Source organism: Acidobacteriaceae bacterium, from assembly GCA_035944135.1.
Lineage (GTDB): Bacteria > Acidobacteriota > Terriglobia > Terriglobales > Acidobacteriaceae > Granulicella.
Window position 1 is genome coordinate 90,239 of sequence record DASZBM010000007.1, and the last position, 17,471, is coordinate 107,709.

A 17,471-nucleotide genomic window follows, 5' to 3' on the forward strand; every position below is an offset into this window, starting at 1 on the left:
TCTAGCAGTTTTCGTACTTCCAGTTGCGGCGTTTGCCCTCGGATATCCACTCGACGGCCGTGGCAACGCGCTTGTCGCGGGTTTCGTCCCGCTTGGCTTCGGAGATCCACTCGCAGTACTCGCGCTGGCAGCCGGGAGGCATGGCGGCAAACTGGGTAGCTGCTGCCTTGTTCTTCTTGAGCGCAGCGGTGAGTGCGGGTGGGACCTCAGGTGGTGGTTTGGGGGCGGCGTTCCTGGGCCGCGAGTAGTTCTGGGTGCGCGCGCCGGTCTCGATCTCGGCAGCGGCGGAGCGGATGTATTTCGTGAATTCGCGGTCAGAGGGAAGGTCTTTGACGGAGGTCAGCTTGCCAAGCACGCCCATCGCTTTTCGGTCATAGAGACCGTCTTCGCGCAGGTCGGCGGCGGCTTCCTTGCCCCATAGACCGAAGCTGCAGTGTTGCTTGAAAGCGGCCATGTTGCCGAGCATGAGCCCTCGATAGATGAAGAATGGCATGGACCACTTGATGTCTTCTTCGACATCCGGGAGCGCTTTGTGAACGAGCTCGCGGATATGCGTGAGGATTGGTTGCGCGAAGGGAGCCGCGGACGCGATGTACGCATCGACTCTGGGTGAATAGAAGCTGTTGTGCGCAACCGGCCCGGCCGCCTTGCGCGAAGGCGGGGACTTCACTTGGGTGGGAGCCATGCGGAACAGCATACGCGCGTCACGCTGCCGTGCAAGTGTTTTCGTGCGACGCCGGGAACGGCTGCGCAGGAACCTGGTGCTGGGAGGCGAGTCGAGTGCAGGAGGCTACGGAGCGGAGCACGCCGGGTAGGACGCACGCCGCCGCGGAGAGGATGGAGCGTTGCGGCTGGGTTACCAGCGCACGGGAGAGCATGGTGGCGAGGGAAATCTGGCGGTGAAGCTGGCCGTAAAGCTCGGCATGAAACTCGTGGGACGAGTGACCTGCGAGCAGGGCGCGTGCGGCAAGGCGTCCGCTGTGCAGCGCGATTGCGAGGCCGTCGCCGGTGAAGGACGGGATGACCGCTGCCTGGTCGCCGATGGCGAAGAGGTCCTCGGCGATGGCTTGCCGCAGCAGATGCCCGTACGGGATCGGGCTGATCGCGAGCGGCCGCTCGAGTAGCGGATGTGCGCCGGCCAGGCGCGTGCGAAGGTGCGGGTTTCGCGTGAGGACTCCAGTGATGGCGGACCAGTCGCGGCCGAGGTCGCGCACGTGACTACGCTGGATGACGAAGCACAGGTTGGCCCTGTCGCCTTCCGCTCTTTTTCCAGCAGTGTCTTCGACCAGCGAAAGGCCGCCGTAGCCGCCGCGGAAGAGTGCGAGCTCAATCGTGTCCCGGATGGCGTCGCTCTGCTCAGGTGCGAGGCGCAGGTACATCTTGAGGCCGACAAGATCGGTGTGCGTGCCCTCAGGGCGAGGAAGCCCGCGGAGATCGTGCTTGCCGGTGGCGAGCAGAATGTGCCGCGCGCTGAGCGTGTAGCTGCGGCTCGGGCCGGAGACGCCGACCTGCCAGAGATTGCCGCTGCGGTGAAGCGCCTGGGCCGTGTGACCGCGCAGGACCAGCGCTCCGGCGGCAGAGGCGCGGCGCAGAAGCGCATCGTCCAGCGCACGACGGGTAAGTGATTGCGCAGCGAAGGGGAGAGTTGCAGAGGGAACGCCGAAACCGCCGGCGAGCCGGACGCGGTGAATGGGAACAGCTCCAAGCGCGGCGACGTTGAGCCCGAGAGCCTCGAGGCTGGAGAGCGCTTCGCCGGAGAGAAAATCACCGCAGACTTTGTGGTGCGCGTGCAGCGTGCGCTCGAGCAGTACGACACGGCGACCAGCCAGCGCGAGCTCGATGGCGGCGGCGGCGCCCGCCGGCCCCCCGCCGAGAATGACGGCATCGAGATCGGCGGTTGGATTCGAAACGGTCATGAGACTTGTCGGATGCGCGCAACGCACAGGCGGTTCATCGCGTGCGACTCGATTTCCGCACCAGAAATGTTTGCCTCATCAAGCATGCGCTGCCAGTCGGCGGGAACAAACGCGCGGCGCAGCGAGACCGGACCGTCGTGGAAGATGAAGTGGTGCCAGCCGAAGATGATGGGGAGAAAGCGGAATAGGAATGCGGCGCGGCGGCTGCGGTGCACATCGTTGATGAACCAGCCGAGACGGGCGTTCTGCTCGCTCCAGCGCAGGAAATGCACGATTTCGGGCGAGCTGAGATGGTGCGTGAACAGCGCGCTGATGATGACGTCGGGCCGAACTTCCGGCGCGTACGAGAAGACGTCTGCGGTCAGCCACGTGATGTTTCCACTCCAGCGAGCAAGCTCGCGGGCGCGGGCGTTGGACGCGACTGAGGTTCTATCGCCAAACTCACGGGCCGCGCGCTCCGAGTAAGGGTTCAGATCGATGCCGGTGAGCTCGACGGGAAGATCGCGCTCATGGGCCCAGAGAGCGACCGTGCGCAGCATGTCGCCGCCACCGCAACCGACGTCGAGGATGCGCAATGGCTGGGCGGTGTCGTGGCGTTTGGCCACGCGGGCAAGGAACTCCAGGGTGGGCTTGTATGCGTGGGTGATGCGGTTCACCTCGCCGAGGTCGCGGAGGCAGTCGCGGAACTCTTCGTAGCTGCAAGGCTGGTCCATCAGCTCGGGCAGCTCGGCAGGCTCCGCGCGGCGGGCATACGTGAGTTCGGGCAGTGGAGTGACGGGGGCCGGCGTGATGGAATCAGGCTGCATGGAAGAGCATCGTCTCTGCGGTGAGGCCGGGGCCGAAGCTCATTGCACAGCCGCGTTCGCCAGGTTGGGCGGTGCGCATGATGTCGTCCAGAACAAACATGACGGTCGCAGAGCTCATGTTGCCGAAGCGCTCGAGTACGGAGCGCGAGGAGGTGAGGGCTTCCGGCGGAAGGCCTAGCCCGCGCTCCACGCCGTCGAGGATGGTGCGGCCGCCAGGATGCACGCCCCAGAGCGTGATGTCGTCGGCGGTGAACGGGCCGACGATGTCCTCGCTGCAGGATTCGAGGCCCTTCGCGATTGCTGAAGGCACCTGGCCGGAGAGGAACATGTCAAAGCCGAGTCCGCGGATCTTCCAGGTGATGAGCTCGCGCGTCTCCGGGATCGTGACCGCGCGGAAGCTGTCGAGCGCAAGCCCGATGGGTTCGGCGGAGAGGATGCTGGCCGCGCAACCGTCGGCGAACAGCAGGAAGCTGAGCACCTGCTCGAGATCGTGGGATTCCTGCAAGTGCAGCGAACAGAGCTCGAGGTTCACCATCAGGACACGCGCATGGGGTTCGGAGCGGATGATGTGACGCGCCGTTTTGAGGCCGTTGATCGCGGCGTAGCATCCCATGAAGCCGATCATGGTGCGCTCGACGGAGGGGCAGAGCCCGAGATGGTCGACGACGTCGAAGTCCAGTCCCGGCGCGTACAGACCGGTGCAGGTGGTGACGACGACGTGCGTAATGGAGCGGCGCTCCGCGGGGGTGAGCTCGAGGCGGTCTACGGCCCGGCGCATGAGCACGGGAGCGAAGCGCTCGAAGATTTCCATGCGGTTCGAGGTGTCGGGGAAGCTGCCGCGGGTGTAGAAGCGGTGCGCGTTGATCCAGAACTCGGAGGTGTGATCTTCAGGTGCGTCGCGGTGCGGCGAGAGGATGGAGTAACGGTGCTGAATTCCCGATCGCGAAGCCATGCGGTTGAAGAGGGCGCGCATGCGCGGGTCGGGCGACTCGGAGAGCAGGTTGTCGGCAAAGTCTACGAACGCAGTGTGGACGTCGTGGTCGGGGACAGCAGTTGCGATGCGGTTCAGGTAAACGTCGTTCACAGCACCATCCTTGCAGGGTTGGATGCGAAGCTTGTCCTGCAATTGTCAGCAGAACGTTGCGTATCCGACCAAGGTACGCGAGCGGCGCTGGCGATGGGCGAAGTGGAACTTTTTCCTTTACATCCCATCTAATTGGATAGGAGATTTTTGCTCCTGATGGATAGGAGTTTTTTACGATGACAACGCCAAGGCAGATGACAACGATGCTCGCTGCGGCCACTCTGTTTGCGGCGACCGCAGTTTGCTCTGCGCAAACCGCGAATCAGCCGGGCCCGGTGAACTCGACCGTACAGGAACAGCAGGCAGCGCCGATTGAGCATGCCTATGCAAACCAGAACACATATCACTACGCATATCCCCAGCGGGTGGGGCCGCCGCAGATCTCGCCGGTGACCATCGGCCCGGGGCAGGAGATTTCCCCGACGACCGGAGAGGCGCAGGCCACACCGATCGAGGGAGTGATCCTGCGGGTGGGGCCGCAGAGCAAGGTGCGGGAGGTGAGCTCCGACGCCCAGAAGCTGGAACTGCGCGTGGAGCACGGGCTGGCGAACGTCAACGTGCACAAGCCGGCGAAGGACACGATTATCCTGGTGGACCTGCCGGGCGGGCAGACGCAGATCCTGAAGGATGGCCTTTACACCTTCAACGCGGAGACCAACACCGCGCGCGTACTGAAGGGCGAGGCGCTGGCGTTCCCGGCGGGCGGTGCCGCAGACGCCAAGCCGATGAAAGTCAAGGAGAACAACAAGATCGTCTACAGCGGGACCAAGGAGCGTCCGCACGAATTCGTTCCTTATGAGGCAAGCGCAGACATCCTGCCGGGACGCGGCTACGGCGAGCGCGGCGGTGGCATGGCGCCGGGTTTCGGCTACGGGCCGTATGGTGACGGCTTCTACCCGTACTACGCTTATGGCTATCCGGGCTGGGGATATCCCTACTATCCGTATGGCTATTACCCTTACGGTTATGGCTTCTACCCATACGGCTACGGGTTCTATCCCTACGGCTTCGGGCTGGGCTTTACCTACTTTGGTGGTGGATATGGCTTCCATGGCGGTGGTTTCCGCGGCCGGAGGTAATTACTGAAGTCTCACGTGAGAGGCGGCCAGCCCTGGCCGCCTTTTTCTTTCGCCTGGGGCGAGTTGTGTCGGGTGGCGTACGGTGTGCCGACGGCTCTGGGTGCTATGTTTCGGGGTGGCCGCCAAGGAGCAGCGCGAGCCGGGTCGAGCCCGGCCGGCCGCATTGAAGACATCCGGTGGGGATGTCTTCTTCGCGAGCTTGCGCTCTGTGAGCACATCGGTTGCCGATTCCGGTTACCGGCGATACATCCTTTTCGTGGAATAGAAACATCCCTCTAAACGGCAGGGCTTCTTGAGTCTGGCCATGCCGTACGCACCACTTTCTTGTCCGAGGCCAGTCCGCGATGGAATCATCCAATCCCCTCAACAGCCAACGTCGGCTGGAGGTCGTTTTCCCGGCTAGCGCAGGGCAACCCTCGCCGTCGTCAATTCCGGGCCCTCACAATGGTCGGATCGAACTCTCACCTCAGGCGATGCGCATGCTGGAGACCAGACCTCCGCATAAGCGAATCCAGGACGCTGAACCTTCGGGCGCAGTGGGCTTGGCGGAGCGCGTTGACGGAGCTTCCGATATCGGTGTGCCGCCCGAAGCAGCCGAGGCCCTGATCGAAGGCAAGCGAATCGGCGAACGGATCAAGTTTCTGCGGCAGCGCAAACACATGGGTCTGGTGGAGCTCGGACGCTATACGGGCCTGTCCGCCAGCTTCCTTTCCCAATTGGAGACGGGGCGGGTGGTCCCTACATTGCGGAACCTCGCGCGCATTGCGATGGTCTTCTCGCGGGACCTGAGCTACTTCTTCGAGCCGGAACGGCCGGAACTGTTCAAGATTCAGCGCGCAACGGATCGGCAGCGGCTGCCGCAGACCGGAGCCGCAGACCCGGACTACTTCTTCGAGAGCCTGGGACAGGTGCCGGCGGAGCAGATGATTGCGCCGTATGTGGCGGAGTTTCTGCCCGGCAACGGACGCCGCACGCCGACTCCTCACCAGCACACGGGCGCCGAGTTCCTGTACATGCTGAGCGGACGCCTGCGTCTTCTGCACGAGGGCCGCTCGGAAATCCTGGAGCGCGGGGATGCGGTCTACTTCGATCCGGCGGTCAAGCACAGCTATGAGCGGATCGGGGACGAGCAGTGTACAGCCCTGATCCTGACCATGCCGGAGGGAATGCGCTCCAGCCAGGCGCCCATCCGAATGGCTCCGCAGACACAGAGCGCAGCCAACGGTACAATCGCCAAGAAGCGCGCCCGCCAAGCCGGGGATTAGCGCAGCCAGCTAGACAGCGTTTACCGGAAGAAACAGCCTTTCGACCTCCAGCCAGTCGTGTACCCGGCGGAAGCCGGTGACGTTGACGTTCGCCGGTGAGTTGAACAGGATGCCTTCGCCATGGAACAGGCGAAGCTGGCGCGGGTTGTCGTCGATGAGGAAGTCGCCGCGCAGGATGCTCTTATTGCCGCAAAAGACGATGTGCGATGGCGGAATGAATGGGAAGTGCTGCTTCAGCCAGTGGAACTTGGCATTGAAGCTGGATGGCACTTCCATCGCTGCTGTGGCGATGTAGATTTCGTAGTGCTCCTGCAGGCGCTCCAGAACGCGCTGGGCATGCGGCATGACGCGCAGGACGGCAAAGAAATCCTCCGACATCATGTAATCGGCAAGAGCCTGCTGGCGTTCGGGCGGAACGAAATCCCAGAGCCACTGGCCCTGGAGATCGGCGCGCGTGATTCGCTCGGCGAAATCGCGGTTGTAGCGCATCAGGTGCTCGCCGAGCGCGTCGGCGATAACCTCATCCATGTCCACGCAGATGATGCGACGGGCTGGTTTAGGTTCAAGGCGTCGGGACCCGTTGGGTTGCTGAACGCTCATCTACGCGGCTCCGCGGCGGCGTGGGATTGTGCAGAGGAGAGCCGTTCGCCGGCCTCCCAGGAGCGCGGCGTGTCGCGGCGCGGATCCCAGAACAACATGCGGCCACAGGTCTCGCAGGTGAAGATCTGGTCCTCGTGCTCGCTGCCGGTGAGGTCGTTCCAGCGCTGCGGGCGAACCATCATCTGGCAGGCGGAGCACTTGTGATCGATCGCTTCGGAAAGCCCGGTGCCTCGCGATTTCGCGACGCGGTCGTAATTGGCCAGCGGGGCCTCGCTGATCTGTGAGCGCAGATTTTTGCGTTCGGCTTCAATGGCCTCAAGACCGGTACGCGTGCGGTCCACTGTGGCTGCGGCACGCACACGTTCTTCGTCGAGCGCGGTCCGGGTCTTCTCCACGCCTGCTGCAGCAGTCTCTTCCGCGCCCTCGAGCGACTCGGTCCGTTCGAGCGAGGCGAGTTCTTCGTCCTCCAACTTGCGAATGGCGGATTCGGCGAAGCTGATCTCGTGCTCGAGGGCGGTGATCTGCGCAGCGCTGGTCGCGGTCTCCATCTGCCTGCGGAGGCGCGCGATCTTGCTGCGATGTCCGTCGGTATCGGACTCCTGGCTGCGGCGAAGTTTTTCTTCGCGCGCGAGGTCCTGGCGAATCTTCGCGAGCGCCTGCTCTGCGGACTTGAACGCGGCTTCGGCAGCGGCGACGCGACGCGGAGCCTCGGCCTGCTCCTGGCGAAGACGCTGCAGTTCCAGGTCCTGCGCCTGAAGGATGACGAGATGTTCGAGGTCGGGATTCATTGCTTGGGAGTCTTTCCGAGGGCAGCGCTCTGCAACAATTGCAAGGGGCGAGCCAAACATTAAGCGTAGCACCTTCGTCGAACGACTATCTTGTTGTGGACGTCGAGCGGATTTCCTGAATCTGCGTCGCGACCCGTAGTATCCAACTACCGACCGAATGGCCACCGCTACCTTATCTGAGGTCGAGAGCGCTTCGCAGCCAATGGACCCGCATGCGGCGTGGCGTCCACGCGTGAATCCGTGGATCGTCGCCATGACCGTGACGCTGGCGACGTTCATGGAGGTGCTGGATAGCTCCATCGCCAACGTCTCCCTGCCGCATATTGCAGGCGGGCTGGGCTCCACACAGGAAGAGGCGACATGGGTGATCACCGCCTACCTCGTCGCGAACGCGATCATCCTTCCGGCCGGCGCGTACATGACGACGTTCATCGGACGCAAGAAGTTCTACATGATCTGCGTGCTGTTGTTCGGCGTGAGTTCGGCGATGTGCGGCTTCGCGCCGTCACTTCCGCTGCTGATCTTCTTCCGCGTGCTGCAGGGCATCGGCGGCGGCGGTCTGGCGCCCAGCGAACAGGCAATCCTTGCCGACACCTTTCCGCCCAACAAGCGCGGGCAGGCGTTTGCGATGTACGGCCTGGCTGTCGTGTGCGCGCCCGCGATTGGCCCGACGCTGGGCGGCTACATCACGGACAACTTCAACTGGCGCTGGATCTTCTTCCTGAATATTCCGGTATGCCTGCTGTCGCTCTTTCTCACTTCGCGCATCGTTGAAGATCCGCCGTGGATCGAGAAAGAAGTGAAGGAATCGCAAAAGGGCGGCATCAAGCTGGACCTGATCGGCTTCTCGCTGCTCGCACTGACGTTTGGCTCGCTGGAGTTCCTGCTCGATAAAGGCCAGGAGGACGACTGGTTCTCTTCTCACGTCATCACGTTGTTCGCGGTGATGACAGTCGTCGCGTTCGTGGTCATGATCTGGTGGGAGCTGCGACAGCTCCGCGTGGGTCACCGGCCCATCCTGAACCTCACGCTCTTCAAGCGCCGAAGTTTTGCCATCAGCTTCACGCTGATGTTTGTGCTCGGGTTCGCGCTCTATGGCACGACGATCCTGATTCCGCAGTTTGTGCAGACGCTGCTCGGGTACACAGCGGAGCTCTCGGGGAAAGTCCTGTCTCCGGCCGGCTTCATGATGATGGCGATGATGCCGGTGGTTGGTGTGCTGTCGGGCAAGGTGGACGCGCGCAAGCTGATCGGCTATGGCTTTTTCATGCTCACGATGGCGCTGCTCTACATGGGCAAGATGAACCTGGGCCTGAGCTACGGCGAGCTCGTGTTCATGCGATGTTTCCAGGCGTCAGGCTTGGCGTTCCTGTTCATTCCGATTAACACGATCTCGTACATCGGCGTGAAGCAGACGGAGAGCAACGATGTGTCGGGCCTGATGAATCTCGCGCGCAACATCGGAGGCTCGTCGGGCACGGCGTTCATGGCGACGATGCTGATACGCCGCACTGCCGCGCACGAGACCTCAATGGTCCGCAACATGACCGCGGGCAGCGCCGGGTTCACGCGGCAGGTGACGGCGCTTGCGGGCAGATTCGCCGCGGGCAATGGCAAGGGAGTAACCGGAGGTCCGTTCGGCGGAGCGTCGCTGGGTGCGATTCACCAGGCGCAGGCGTTCATCTACAACCAGATGCACAGGCAGGCCGCGATGCTCGCCTACATCGACATCATCCGCTACCTGACGCTCTTCTGCGCGTTCATGATCCCCGTGCTGTTCTTCATTCCGAAGCCGCCGAAGGGAATGCACGCGGGCCACTAGAGAGCGCCGCCAGAAAACACGAAGGCCGAAGCGTGAAGCTTCGGCCTTTGCATGAAGTAAAACAAAAACTACTTCTTTGGGGGAGCGATCGAATCCTTCGCGGCCTTCGCAACGCGGAACTTCACGACAGTCTTGGCCTTGATCTTGATGGCCTCGCCGGTCTGCGGGTTGCGGCCGATGCGCGCCTTGCGCTCCGCCTTGACGAGCTTGCCGAGGCCGGGAATGGTGAACTCGCCGTTCTTCTTGGTCTCTTTGACCGCGGTCTCTGCGAGAAGCTGCATGAAGTTCGCGGTTTGCTTGCTGGTGAGCTCGTTCTTCTCTGCGAGGTGACGGACGAGCTGTGTCTTGGTCATGCCTTTTGCCATTGAGGGACTCCTTTTTTTTGAAACAGATTTTAGGGGGCTGATGAGGACGACCCATTGGATAAAGACATCCGCCGGGGCCCCCGGGACCCGCTTGCCGCCTTCTGCACCGCACCAAATCGTCAGTGTTTATGCGGGTGCGGAGAACCGCGCCGTGATTCACCATCGCCCTTTAGCGAGTGTTTGTCAATGAGAAAACACCTGTTTCCACAGGTATTTTTAGGGTTTTCAGCCGAAAGTACCCAGAATTGGCCCATTTTCGGCGGAAAACGAGGGTAGAAATGCAACTGGAGTGTCAGAGAAAGGCGTTCGCCCGGATGCGACGAAGAGGCTCGGAAGAGGCCGGGGCGCTGGACAGTATCGCTTCGTTGAGTGTGTCGACAAGAGGCGCCATCAGCCGGAAGCGAGCGATGACCTCGCGCGCGAGAGTCGTTCGAAGCGCCAGCGCCGGCGGAAGCGAGCAGCGCACGCCCCAATTGCGCGCGCGCAGCAGTTCGTCCGCGGGGTGACAGGCGGGGAAGCCCTTGGGCATGCGGCTCAGCGCCTCCGGGTCGATCGGGTGCATTGCGGGCGCGCGTGAGGAACGAGGCTTGAGCAGCTTGTTGAGCTGCTTGTTGTAATCGCGATGATTTTCCGCCATCCAGCGTCGCAACGCGAGCAGTTGCTCGCGCTCGGGCATGTAGACGCCGCCGGCGACATAGCAGCCTTTGGGATCGATGTGCAGGTAGAAGCCGCCGCCTGAAGTCTTCTCCATGCCGCGGCGCGACCACCAAGCCGCCACGTGTGTCTTGTACGGACGCTTGTCCGGCGAAAATCGAATGTCGCGGTAGATGCGCATCATCGATCTGTGCGCGGGGCGCATGTGCTCGGGCGCATAGTCGGCCATGGACTGCGTGATCTCGTCAACGAGGGCGAGCATTGGCACCTTGAGCTCGGTCTCGTAGACGCGCTTGCGGTCGTTGAACCAGTTGCGGTCGTTGTGCCGCGCCAGGCCGCGTAGAAACGTCATCGCAGCCGGCGTGAAATGCGTGGGCATGCAGGTGAGGATAGCCGAGCAGAGAGCTGTGCGGGCTGTGGACGCCTCCAACAGAACGGGCGCACAATGGTTGCGCAGTCGCGGGAGGGTCCTATGCGGTTCGATGTGATAGCGGTAGCCGGGTTGATGATGGCGGTAGGCGTGGCGCAGGCTCAGCAGGTGAAGGCGCCGGAGCCGCAGGTGCCGACAGAGCAGCAGAAGAAGGCGATGGTCGTGCTGCAGGGCAGGGAAACCGCGCTGCAGGGGTCATGCCCTGGTGCGCTGCGAGCGTCCCAACAGGCGACCGGCGGCGCAACCGTGTGGACGACGGCGCTCGAGGATCAGAAGGACGCCGCAAAGGTCAGGCCCAGCGGCCTTGGGGTGCACGTCGATTTTCAGGTCGCCCACAATGCCGTCAAGCAACTAGAACTGCGCGTCAGCTATGAGCCGCTCGGGCTCAAGCGGGTGCCGGTTGCGCCGGGAACGAATGGGTCCGCGACCGCGACGTCTGAGCGCGAGAAGAACTTCAACCTGGATCGCGAAGCGGCGATGAAGGTTGACGCCGATCTCCTGGTCGGCCCGGCGGCGACGATCACGAGCGTGCATTTGATGAGCGCAACGTTTGCGGACGGAAGCGTTTGGCGGGCGCCCACACCGGATTCCTGCAGCGTCGTTCCCAGTCGCTTCGTCCTCGTCAAGTCCAAGTAGCGCGACCGAATCTACAAGTTGCTAAAGCTGGCGTGCGAGCAGCAGCGTCATGTCATCCGGCTGCTCGTGATTGCCGATCCACTCCTGCAAGCACTGCAGCGTGTTGCTCGCCAATGTTGGCAGCGGCTCGGTGCAGTGTTGGCGGATGTAAGAGAAGAGGCGGTCTTCGCCGAACTGCTCATCATTTTGCTCGGGCTCGGTGAGGCCGTCAGAGAAGGCCATCAGCAGGTCGCCCTGCTGAAGTTCGAGGGCCTCCTCCTGGTACTCGGCGCCGTTGAGCAGACCGACAGGAGGGCCGCCGCAGTCCAGGTGCTTCAACTTGCCGTCGCAGGAGAGAATGATGGGCGGCGGGTGTCCGGCGTTCGAGTAAGTCAGTTTGCGCGTGGCGGCGTCGTAGTAGGCCAGGAAGAGTGTCGCGTACTTCTCGGGTGGCGTGCTGGTGAAGAGGTGCTTGTTGAGGAGCTCGAGTAGCGTCGCGGGTGAGGAACGCACCGGCTCGCTTGCGGCCCGGTTGGTGGAGCTGAGTCCGAAGGCGCGGACGGCGGAGTGCAGGGAGGCCATGAGCAGAGCGGCGGAGATACCCTTGCCGCTGATGTCGCCGAGCGCAAGGTAGAGATCATCCCGGTGACGACCGAAGATAAAGTCGAAGTAGTCGCCGGAGACCGTGCGCGCAGGCTGGCACACAGCATGGATCTCAAAGCCGGGTAGCGCGACGGGAGAATGCGGAAAGAGATTCGCCTGCACCTCGCGCGCGATCGAAAGTTCCGACAACAGGCGCTCTTTCTCCCGCTGCTGCGCCATCAGGTCCACGATCGACGCGGTCATGCCGTTGAACGAATTCGCCAGCGCTCCGAGCTGGTCCTTGCGCTTGATGACGATGCGATGCTCGAAGTTGCCGTGATCGATCTCGCGTGTGCCGCGGTAGAGCTCGGCAACCGAGCGCGTGATCGTGCGGCTGAGGCCGGCGGCCATCAGCAGCGCGAAAAGCTCAAGAAGCGCAAAGAAGATCGCTATCGCGATGAGCACGACGCGCACGACTGTGCCGAGCCCGTTCGTAGAGGAGAACAAGAGACCGTAAAGAATCGACGGCCGCGAAAAGACAGCGATGACAGAGCGGACCCTGTCACCTGTCTGCCAGGAGGTGACGTTCAACGGAGCGCTGAAGAAGACTGGAGCATCGAAGAAGTGAGTGCGTCGTGGGAGAGGCCCGGAGTCAATCGTGTCGAAGTGTTCCGCGCCCGCTTCGGCTGCATCAGGAATGTCAACCTTCGGGCTTCCGACAACGACGTTGTCCTCGTCGTCCTTGACGTTTACGTTCACTCTGCCCTTGCCGTTGGGACCGTTCTTGCCCATCCACCCGGGGACGACGAGGATGCGGCCAAGGCTGTTGACGCTTGCCTTCAGAGTCGACTCATCAAGGAGACGCGTGCCGAGTACTGATAGCTCCCGGCCTGACTGCGGGATCACGACGAAGGTGCACAAATACAGCTTTCCGTTCAGCACAACGATGCCGTGGTAGCCGTTGTGCAGCCACGAAGGCATCGGCTGCCCGAAAAAGGGATTGCCAGGTGCAGCCTCCGGTGTGGCCGGCTGAAACGTGTCGCCTTTGAGCACAGCAAGCGAGATGGGCAGCGGACTCACCACAACGGGTTCCGCCGACTGCTTGCCGCGAGGCGTCTTGGCACTCGAGAGCAGCGCCAGCCCGGCGGTCTCATCGCGGAGCTCAATGGAGGCTCGGTCGAGCAGTGTGATTGCATTGTTCGTCGCAAACTGCCCGGCGAATACGTATGAGGCGATACAGAAAAGCGTGAGGCAGAGGACAACCGGAGCAAGACTCATCAGCGCATAGGTGAGGATGAGCCGGTTGCGCACCTTCCACAGAAAGCGGCGCGTCGTCCAGCGGTACAGCAGGATAACGAGCAGCGGAAAGAGAATGACCGAGCAGAGAAAAATCGGGCCAATCACCACGAGCTCAAGAACGTGAGAGATCTGACCAAGCAGGGCCAGCATGACGATCAGCGCAGTCAGGACGAAGCTGACGCGGCCAATGCGGCTCCGGCGTTTGAACCATGCCCGGAAACCGGTGCCGGATTGTGGTGTTGAGGCGCTCATGAAAGATGCCCTGGAGTAGTGCAGATGAGTTTAGCGTAGCCCCGTTGCAGGATACGTACTCGGCGCGCAAAATGGTTCCCTTCAAGGAGATGACATGTGAGTGCCCCATCGGAATTGCAGCGCTTCGCTTTTCTCGTCGGCCGGTATCGCTGCCAGGCAGAGCTGAAATTGCCCGCCGAAGAATCGCAGCGGTTCGACGCGCTGTGGGAAGGTCGCTGGGCCCTCGACGGTCACGCGATTGTCGATGAGTACCGGATGTTCGGCGCGAACGGAGAGACGCTTGTGCTCGGCGTGAACATCCGCGCATACGACGTTGCGAAGAAGCAGTGGAACATCAAATGGCTGGACGCGCTCTTGGGAAGATGGACCGATTTGGGCTCGCAGGAGCTTGGTGGAGTGCACTTTGAGGGAGCTTCGGTGAGCTATCAGTTCAGGGAGCCGATGGTGGGGCACACGTTCACTCGCGCAACCTACACCGACATCTCCGATCAGCACTTCACGTGGCGAGGTGAGAGTTCTGAGGATGGTAAAGAGTGGACGGAGTTCATGGTCGTGGAGTGCGAGCGGGAAGCATAGGTCGTGGGCTAAAGCAGAACGGCGGAGATCTCTCTCCGCCGTTCGAGTTGCGTGCAAACTGATTAGTGCTGCTGCGGCGGAGCAGGCTTGCCGTCATCCGGCGGAGGCACCTGCGCATTGGGGTAGAGATTTGGAATCGGCGCCGAGAGCTCATGCTCGCGCTCCGGGTGCGGGAAAGGCTTACGCGGCATCATCGCGTCGCGCTGGCTCGTGTTCCACAGGAAGATTGCCTCGACGATCGCTGACTGCTCAAGGTCAGCCTGGTGCAGCCGGTCGAACGTGTCCATGTCCGAGTGGTGCGTGCGTGTCTCGTAGTCCATCGGATCCTGGATGAATTGGAAGCCTGGCAGGCCGACAGCATCGAAGCTCAGGTGGTCCGTGCCGCCGGTGTTCCGGTAGCTGATCGTCGTCACGCCAAGATCCCGGAGCGGCGCGATCCACTGTGCAAAGATCGGGCCAATCGGGAAGTTCTCCTGCGTGTACACGCCTCGAACTTTACCGGTGCCGTTGTCGAGGTTGTAGTAGGCGTCCAGCGTCTCCCACTCCTTCGTTGTCGTCAGGGGACCGCGCTCGCGCCGCATGAATGCTGGCAGACCGCTCGTGTCAGGATGCGCGGGCTCGGCGAAGGTGCCGAAGTGCTGCTTCACGTAACCCTGCGATCCGTACAGACCTTCTTCTTCTCCGGACCACAGCGCAATGCGAATCGTCCGGCGCGGGTGAACGTCCAGCGCCTTCAGGATCCGGACAGCCTCCATCGCGACAATCGTGCCCGCGCCGTTGTCGGTCGCTCCCGTGCCTGAAATCCAGCTGTCGAGATGGCCGCCGACCATTACCACCTGGTCCTTCAATTTCGGATCGGTTCCCGGAATCTCCGCGACGGTGTCGAATCCGTGCTCGTGATCGCCAGTGATCTTTGTGTCAATGTTCACCTCGAGCGTGACCGGCACATGGGCCTCGGCGAGATGCGCGAGCCGGTTGTAGTGCTCGATCATCATCACGGCGTTCGGAATCTTGACCGCGTTCTCCGGCTTCTGCGCATCGCGAACAAGGTTTGCGCCGTTGTCGTCGAAGATGATGCCGGTGCCGCCTCCATCGCCGCCATCGCGTGTGGGCGTGATGATCGCAATCACGCCTTCATCGCTAAACAATTTCAAAGCCTGCTGACGCAACCGCAGCAGACGGGTGCGCTCGGCCATGCGCTGCTCAATTGTCTGTGGCGGGCCAGCCTGCGCACGCCGTGGGCCCTGCTGCTCCGCGCTTTCCATGTCCTTCAACTCTTCATCGGTGTAGCGATGAAACAGCGGCTCAGTGATGTCCGGCGTCGGCCGCATAGCGCCCAGCAGAACGATCTTCCCCTTCAGCTTGCCCTTCCACTTGTTCAGATCGGCAGCATCCGTCAGCACGACGTACGCAATCTCGCCCGTGACGGCGCCGTTCGTCGCCGGAGACCACGGCGCGGCCTGCATCCACAGCGGCTCAGGATCCGGCGAGACCATGCGCGCCCAGGTGTTGATCTGCTGCCACCCCATGCCGAAGTCGCCCCAGTCCTCCAGGTGCGCGTTCGAAAGGCCGATGGCGGTCAGCGTATCGCGCGTCCACTCGTTCGCCTTCTTCATGTTTGGCGAGCCGGTCAGGCGCGGCCCAATCCCGTTCGCCAGCGCATCGCCGAACTGCATCACCTTGCCGTGCTGGAAGCCCTCCTCGCGGATGCGGGCATACATGTTCAGATCAATGTCTTCCGTCGCCGGCTGCGGTCCGTAGTAGCTCGGAACAGGCTTCTCGGCAGCTTCCGGAGCCGCAGACCGCTTCTTCTGGGCATGGGCGGAGCAACACAGGATGAGAGCGGCCGCGCAGGCGGTCACGGCCGAAGAACAGCGCACGAAGGACATCTAGCAAACTCCTGGAGGTGCAGTGAAGATGGAAATCTTGCAGATGAGGAGTTTACGTGGTGCCTTGGAAAAAGTCTCGGAAAACCTGAGGATGCTCTGTGGCTTAGCTCTGCTGCGCGTGGCGGCGGCGCATCCGGCGGGCATACAGGAAGCCGAGATAGCTGAGCGCCGCGATCAACACAACCACCCCAACCGGGAAACCGACATCGCGGTAGGCGATTGCGAAGTCCGGATTGTGCCCGCTGGAAATGCGGTAAACCAGCAGTGTCATGATGCTGAAAAACGTAGTCGCAAAAAACGCTGCAAAACCCGTCGCCATTCCCATCAAAAGCGAAGAAAACCAGCCAAGATCGCCAAGCGGAATGCCGAGGAAGACGCCTTCGCGGCGCGCGCGCGCAACATCGTGAATACTTTCCATCTCAAGTAGAATAAACCTGATGGCAGAAGGCCTGCAGGGCGTACTAACAACCAACACAGTTCGGCGCGAGGAACTGGTGCGGGCGGCCCAGGTGGCCCGCGAGGCAGAGGTGCGGCAGTCGGCTAACGGCCTGCGTTTTGCTACATTTGGCGAGACTGGTGTCCCGGGTACCGATCTCGATCGCATGCTCGAAGCCGTCCCGCCGGCCATCGGCGCGGCCCTGGGAGCGAACACCTACTACTTTGTGCCGCTGGCTCTGCGAGAGTCCCCCGAGCCGGGTCAAGCGGATGAACCGGAAGGTTTCGCAAAGAAAGCCTCACAGTCTCCGGAGCTGGCCATGGTGGCGCGCGCCTGGACCGACGAGCTCGGCGAGTCGGCGATCTGTCACCGCAATGTGGAGCTCGGCAGCGGCCACCGTGGCGTCTTCATCTCGACCCGCCTGATGGGCGACCGCTTCGCCCTGAGCTTTGAGTTCTTCATCAACGTCGCGCACGCGTTCGTCGATGCTGCAGGTGTCCCCGAGAGCTTCGCGGCGCTGGCCTGGCAGCAGGCAATCGACGGTGTCCGCGGCGAGACCAGCCTCGACGCCTGGGAGTCGCGCAATCTCGCTTTCGGCCGCGAGCCCAACGCAAACGGCGACGAACCCAAACGGCGCATCCAGACCTACACCGCAAAGTCGCGGCCATTTTCGACCGGGAACGCGCCAGCCTCCGCTTCAGCCCAGCCGGTCATCGATGAGAAGGAGCGCGGAATCTACCTGGAAGCGGCGTTCTCCGATGCCGTGGCCATCTACCTGCTCTCCTTGGCACTCGACTTCGACTACTCCGAGCTGCGTGAGCGCGAGTACCCGCTTCTGGCCCCGGCAGCTCTCGCGGCGCGCCTCAAGCTGGTAGCCGAGCTTTTCCCGCCGAACCAAGGCTATCAATTCAGCGTCCGCTATCGCCGGCGCGCCTGACACCGCGCTGTTCCTTAGCCCCTGCATGTAAACCGTCAGATACCGGTTTCATCTGGATTTTCGTCTTCATTCACGA

At 62.4% G+C, this 17,471-nt stretch carries 17 protein-coding genes; 6 read left to right on the plus strand and 11 right to left on the minus strand.

Going from position 1 to position 17,471, the window contains the following annotated elements; translation table 11 throughout:
• Position 1: 1 nt before the first annotated feature.
• The 4 genes from VGU25_12245 to VGU25_12260 are packed head-to-tail and all read right to left on the minus strand — an operon-like array spanning position 2 to position 3,806.
• The gene (locus tag VGU25_12245) at positions 2-685 is read right to left on the minus strand and encodes a YdeI/OmpD-associated family protein (protein HEV2577971.1); all 684 of its coding nucleotides are present in this window, start codon (positions 683-685) and stop codon (positions 2-4) included.
• A gap of 19 nt (positions 686-704) precedes the next feature.
• Positions 705-1,916, minus strand: coding sequence for an FAD-dependent monooxygenase (locus VGU25_12250; protein HEV2577972.1), 1,212 nt, complete (start codon positions 1,914-1,916; stop codon positions 705-707).
• Complete coding sequence (locus tag VGU25_12255; protein ID HEV2577973.1) at positions 1,913-2,722, minus strand: methyltransferase domain-containing protein; 810 nt, start codon at positions 2,720-2,722, stop codon at positions 1,913-1,915. Before VGU25_12255 ends, VGU25_12250 begins: the two co-directional genes overlap by 4 nt.
• A complete protein-coding gene (locus VGU25_12260; GenBank protein ID HEV2577974.1) occupies positions 2,712-3,806 on the minus strand; it encodes a type III polyketide synthase in 1,095 nt (364 codons plus the stop codon). Before VGU25_12260 ends, VGU25_12255 begins: the two co-directional genes overlap by 11 nt.
• Before the next feature lie 176 nt (positions 3,807-3,982).
• On the opposite strand from VGU25_12260, the gene VGU25_12265 reads away from it, so the two are divergent.
• Positions 3,983-4,885, plus strand: coding sequence for a hypothetical protein (locus tag VGU25_12265; GenBank protein HEV2577975.1), 903 nt, complete (start codon positions 3,983-3,985; stop codon positions 4,883-4,885).
• Positions 4,886-5,364: 479 nt separating this feature from the next.
• Positions 5,365-6,150: an XRE family transcriptional regulator gene (locus tag VGU25_12270; GenBank protein ID HEV2577976.1), complete on the plus strand. Its 786-nt coding sequence runs from the start codon at positions 5,365-5,367 to the stop codon at positions 6,148-6,150.
• A gap of 9 nt (positions 6,151-6,159) precedes the next feature.
• Here VGU25_12270 and VGU25_12275 read toward each other — a convergent pair whose 3' ends face one another.
• Positions 6,160-6,750, minus strand: a complete 591-nt coding sequence (locus VGU25_12275) for a 5'-3'-deoxyribonucleotidase (GenBank protein HEV2577977.1) — start codon at positions 6,748-6,750, stop codon at positions 6,160-6,162.
• Positions 6,747-7,538, minus strand: a complete 792-nt coding sequence (locus tag VGU25_12280) for a C4-type zinc ribbon domain-containing protein (GenBank protein ID HEV2577978.1) — start codon at positions 7,536-7,538, stop codon at positions 6,747-6,749. The genes VGU25_12275 and VGU25_12280 overlap by 4 nt, the downstream gene beginning before the upstream one ends.
• 157 nt (positions 7,539-7,695) lie before the next feature.
• Between VGU25_12280 and VGU25_12285 the strand changes: the two genes are divergently transcribed.
• Positions 7,696-9,360 (plus strand): DHA2 family efflux MFS transporter permease subunit, encoded by a 1,665-nt coding sequence (locus VGU25_12285; protein ID HEV2577979.1) that lies wholly within the window; start codon positions 7,696-7,698, stop codon positions 9,358-9,360.
• Positions 9,361-9,428: 68 nt separating this feature from the next.
• On the opposite strand, the gene VGU25_12290 is transcribed toward VGU25_12285, so the two are convergent.
• Both VGU25_12290 and VGU25_12295 read right to left on the minus strand, forming a co-directional pair.
• Positions 9,429-9,725 carry an HU family DNA-binding protein gene (locus VGU25_12290; GenBank protein HEV2577980.1) on the minus strand — a complete coding sequence of 99 codons (297 nt, stop codon included), beginning with the start codon at positions 9,723-9,725 and terminating at the stop codon, positions 9,429-9,431.
• A 292-nt stretch (positions 9,726-10,017) separates the two neighbouring features.
• Positions 10,018-10,758: a DUF2461 domain-containing protein gene (locus tag VGU25_12295; protein ID HEV2577981.1), complete on the minus strand. Its 741-nt coding sequence runs from the start codon at positions 10,756-10,758 to the stop codon at positions 10,018-10,020.
• Between the two features lie 93 nt (positions 10,759-10,851).
• Here VGU25_12295 and VGU25_12300 point away from each other — a divergent pair, with 93 nt between their 5' ends.
• Positions 10,852-11,445, plus strand: a complete 594-nt coding sequence (locus VGU25_12300) for a hypothetical protein (GenBank protein ID HEV2577982.1) — start codon at positions 10,852-10,854, stop codon at positions 11,443-11,445.
• A 21-nt stretch (positions 11,446-11,466) separates the two neighbouring features.
• Here the strand turns inward: VGU25_12300 and VGU25_12305 are convergent, their stop codons facing one another.
• Positions 11,467-13,557: a SpoIIE family protein phosphatase gene (locus VGU25_12305; GenBank protein HEV2577983.1), complete on the minus strand. Its 2,091-nt coding sequence runs from the start codon at positions 13,555-13,557 to the stop codon at positions 11,467-11,469.
• A 96-nt stretch (positions 13,558-13,653) separates the two neighbouring features.
• Here VGU25_12305 and VGU25_12310 point away from each other — a divergent pair, with 96 nt between their 5' ends.
• Complete coding sequence (locus VGU25_12310) at positions 13,654-14,133, plus strand: hypothetical protein (GenBank protein HEV2577984.1); 480 nt, start codon at positions 13,654-13,656, stop codon at positions 14,131-14,133.
• Between the two features lie 62 nt (positions 14,134-14,195).
• Here the strand turns inward: VGU25_12310 and VGU25_12315 are convergent, their stop codons facing one another.
• Together VGU25_12315 and VGU25_12320 are read right to left on the minus strand one after the other, a co-directional pair.
• Positions 14,196-16,022 (minus strand): M20/M25/M40 family metallo-hydrolase, encoded by a 1,827-nt coding sequence (locus VGU25_12315; protein ID HEV2577985.1) that lies wholly within the window; start codon positions 16,020-16,022, stop codon positions 14,196-14,198.
• Positions 16,023-16,125: 103 nt separating this feature from the next.
• The gene (locus tag VGU25_12320) at positions 16,126-16,440 is read right to left on the minus strand and encodes a hypothetical protein (GenBank protein ID HEV2577986.1); all 315 of its coding nucleotides are present in this window, start codon (positions 16,438-16,440) and stop codon (positions 16,126-16,128) included.
• 19 nt (positions 16,441-16,459) lie between these two features.
• Between VGU25_12320 and VGU25_12325 the strand changes: the two genes are divergently transcribed.
• On the plus strand, positions 16,460-17,395 hold the full coding sequence (locus tag VGU25_12325) for a hypothetical protein (GenBank protein HEV2577987.1): 936 nt from the start codon (positions 16,460-16,462) through the stop codon (positions 17,393-17,395).
• Positions 17,396-17,471 lie beyond the last annotated feature (76 nt).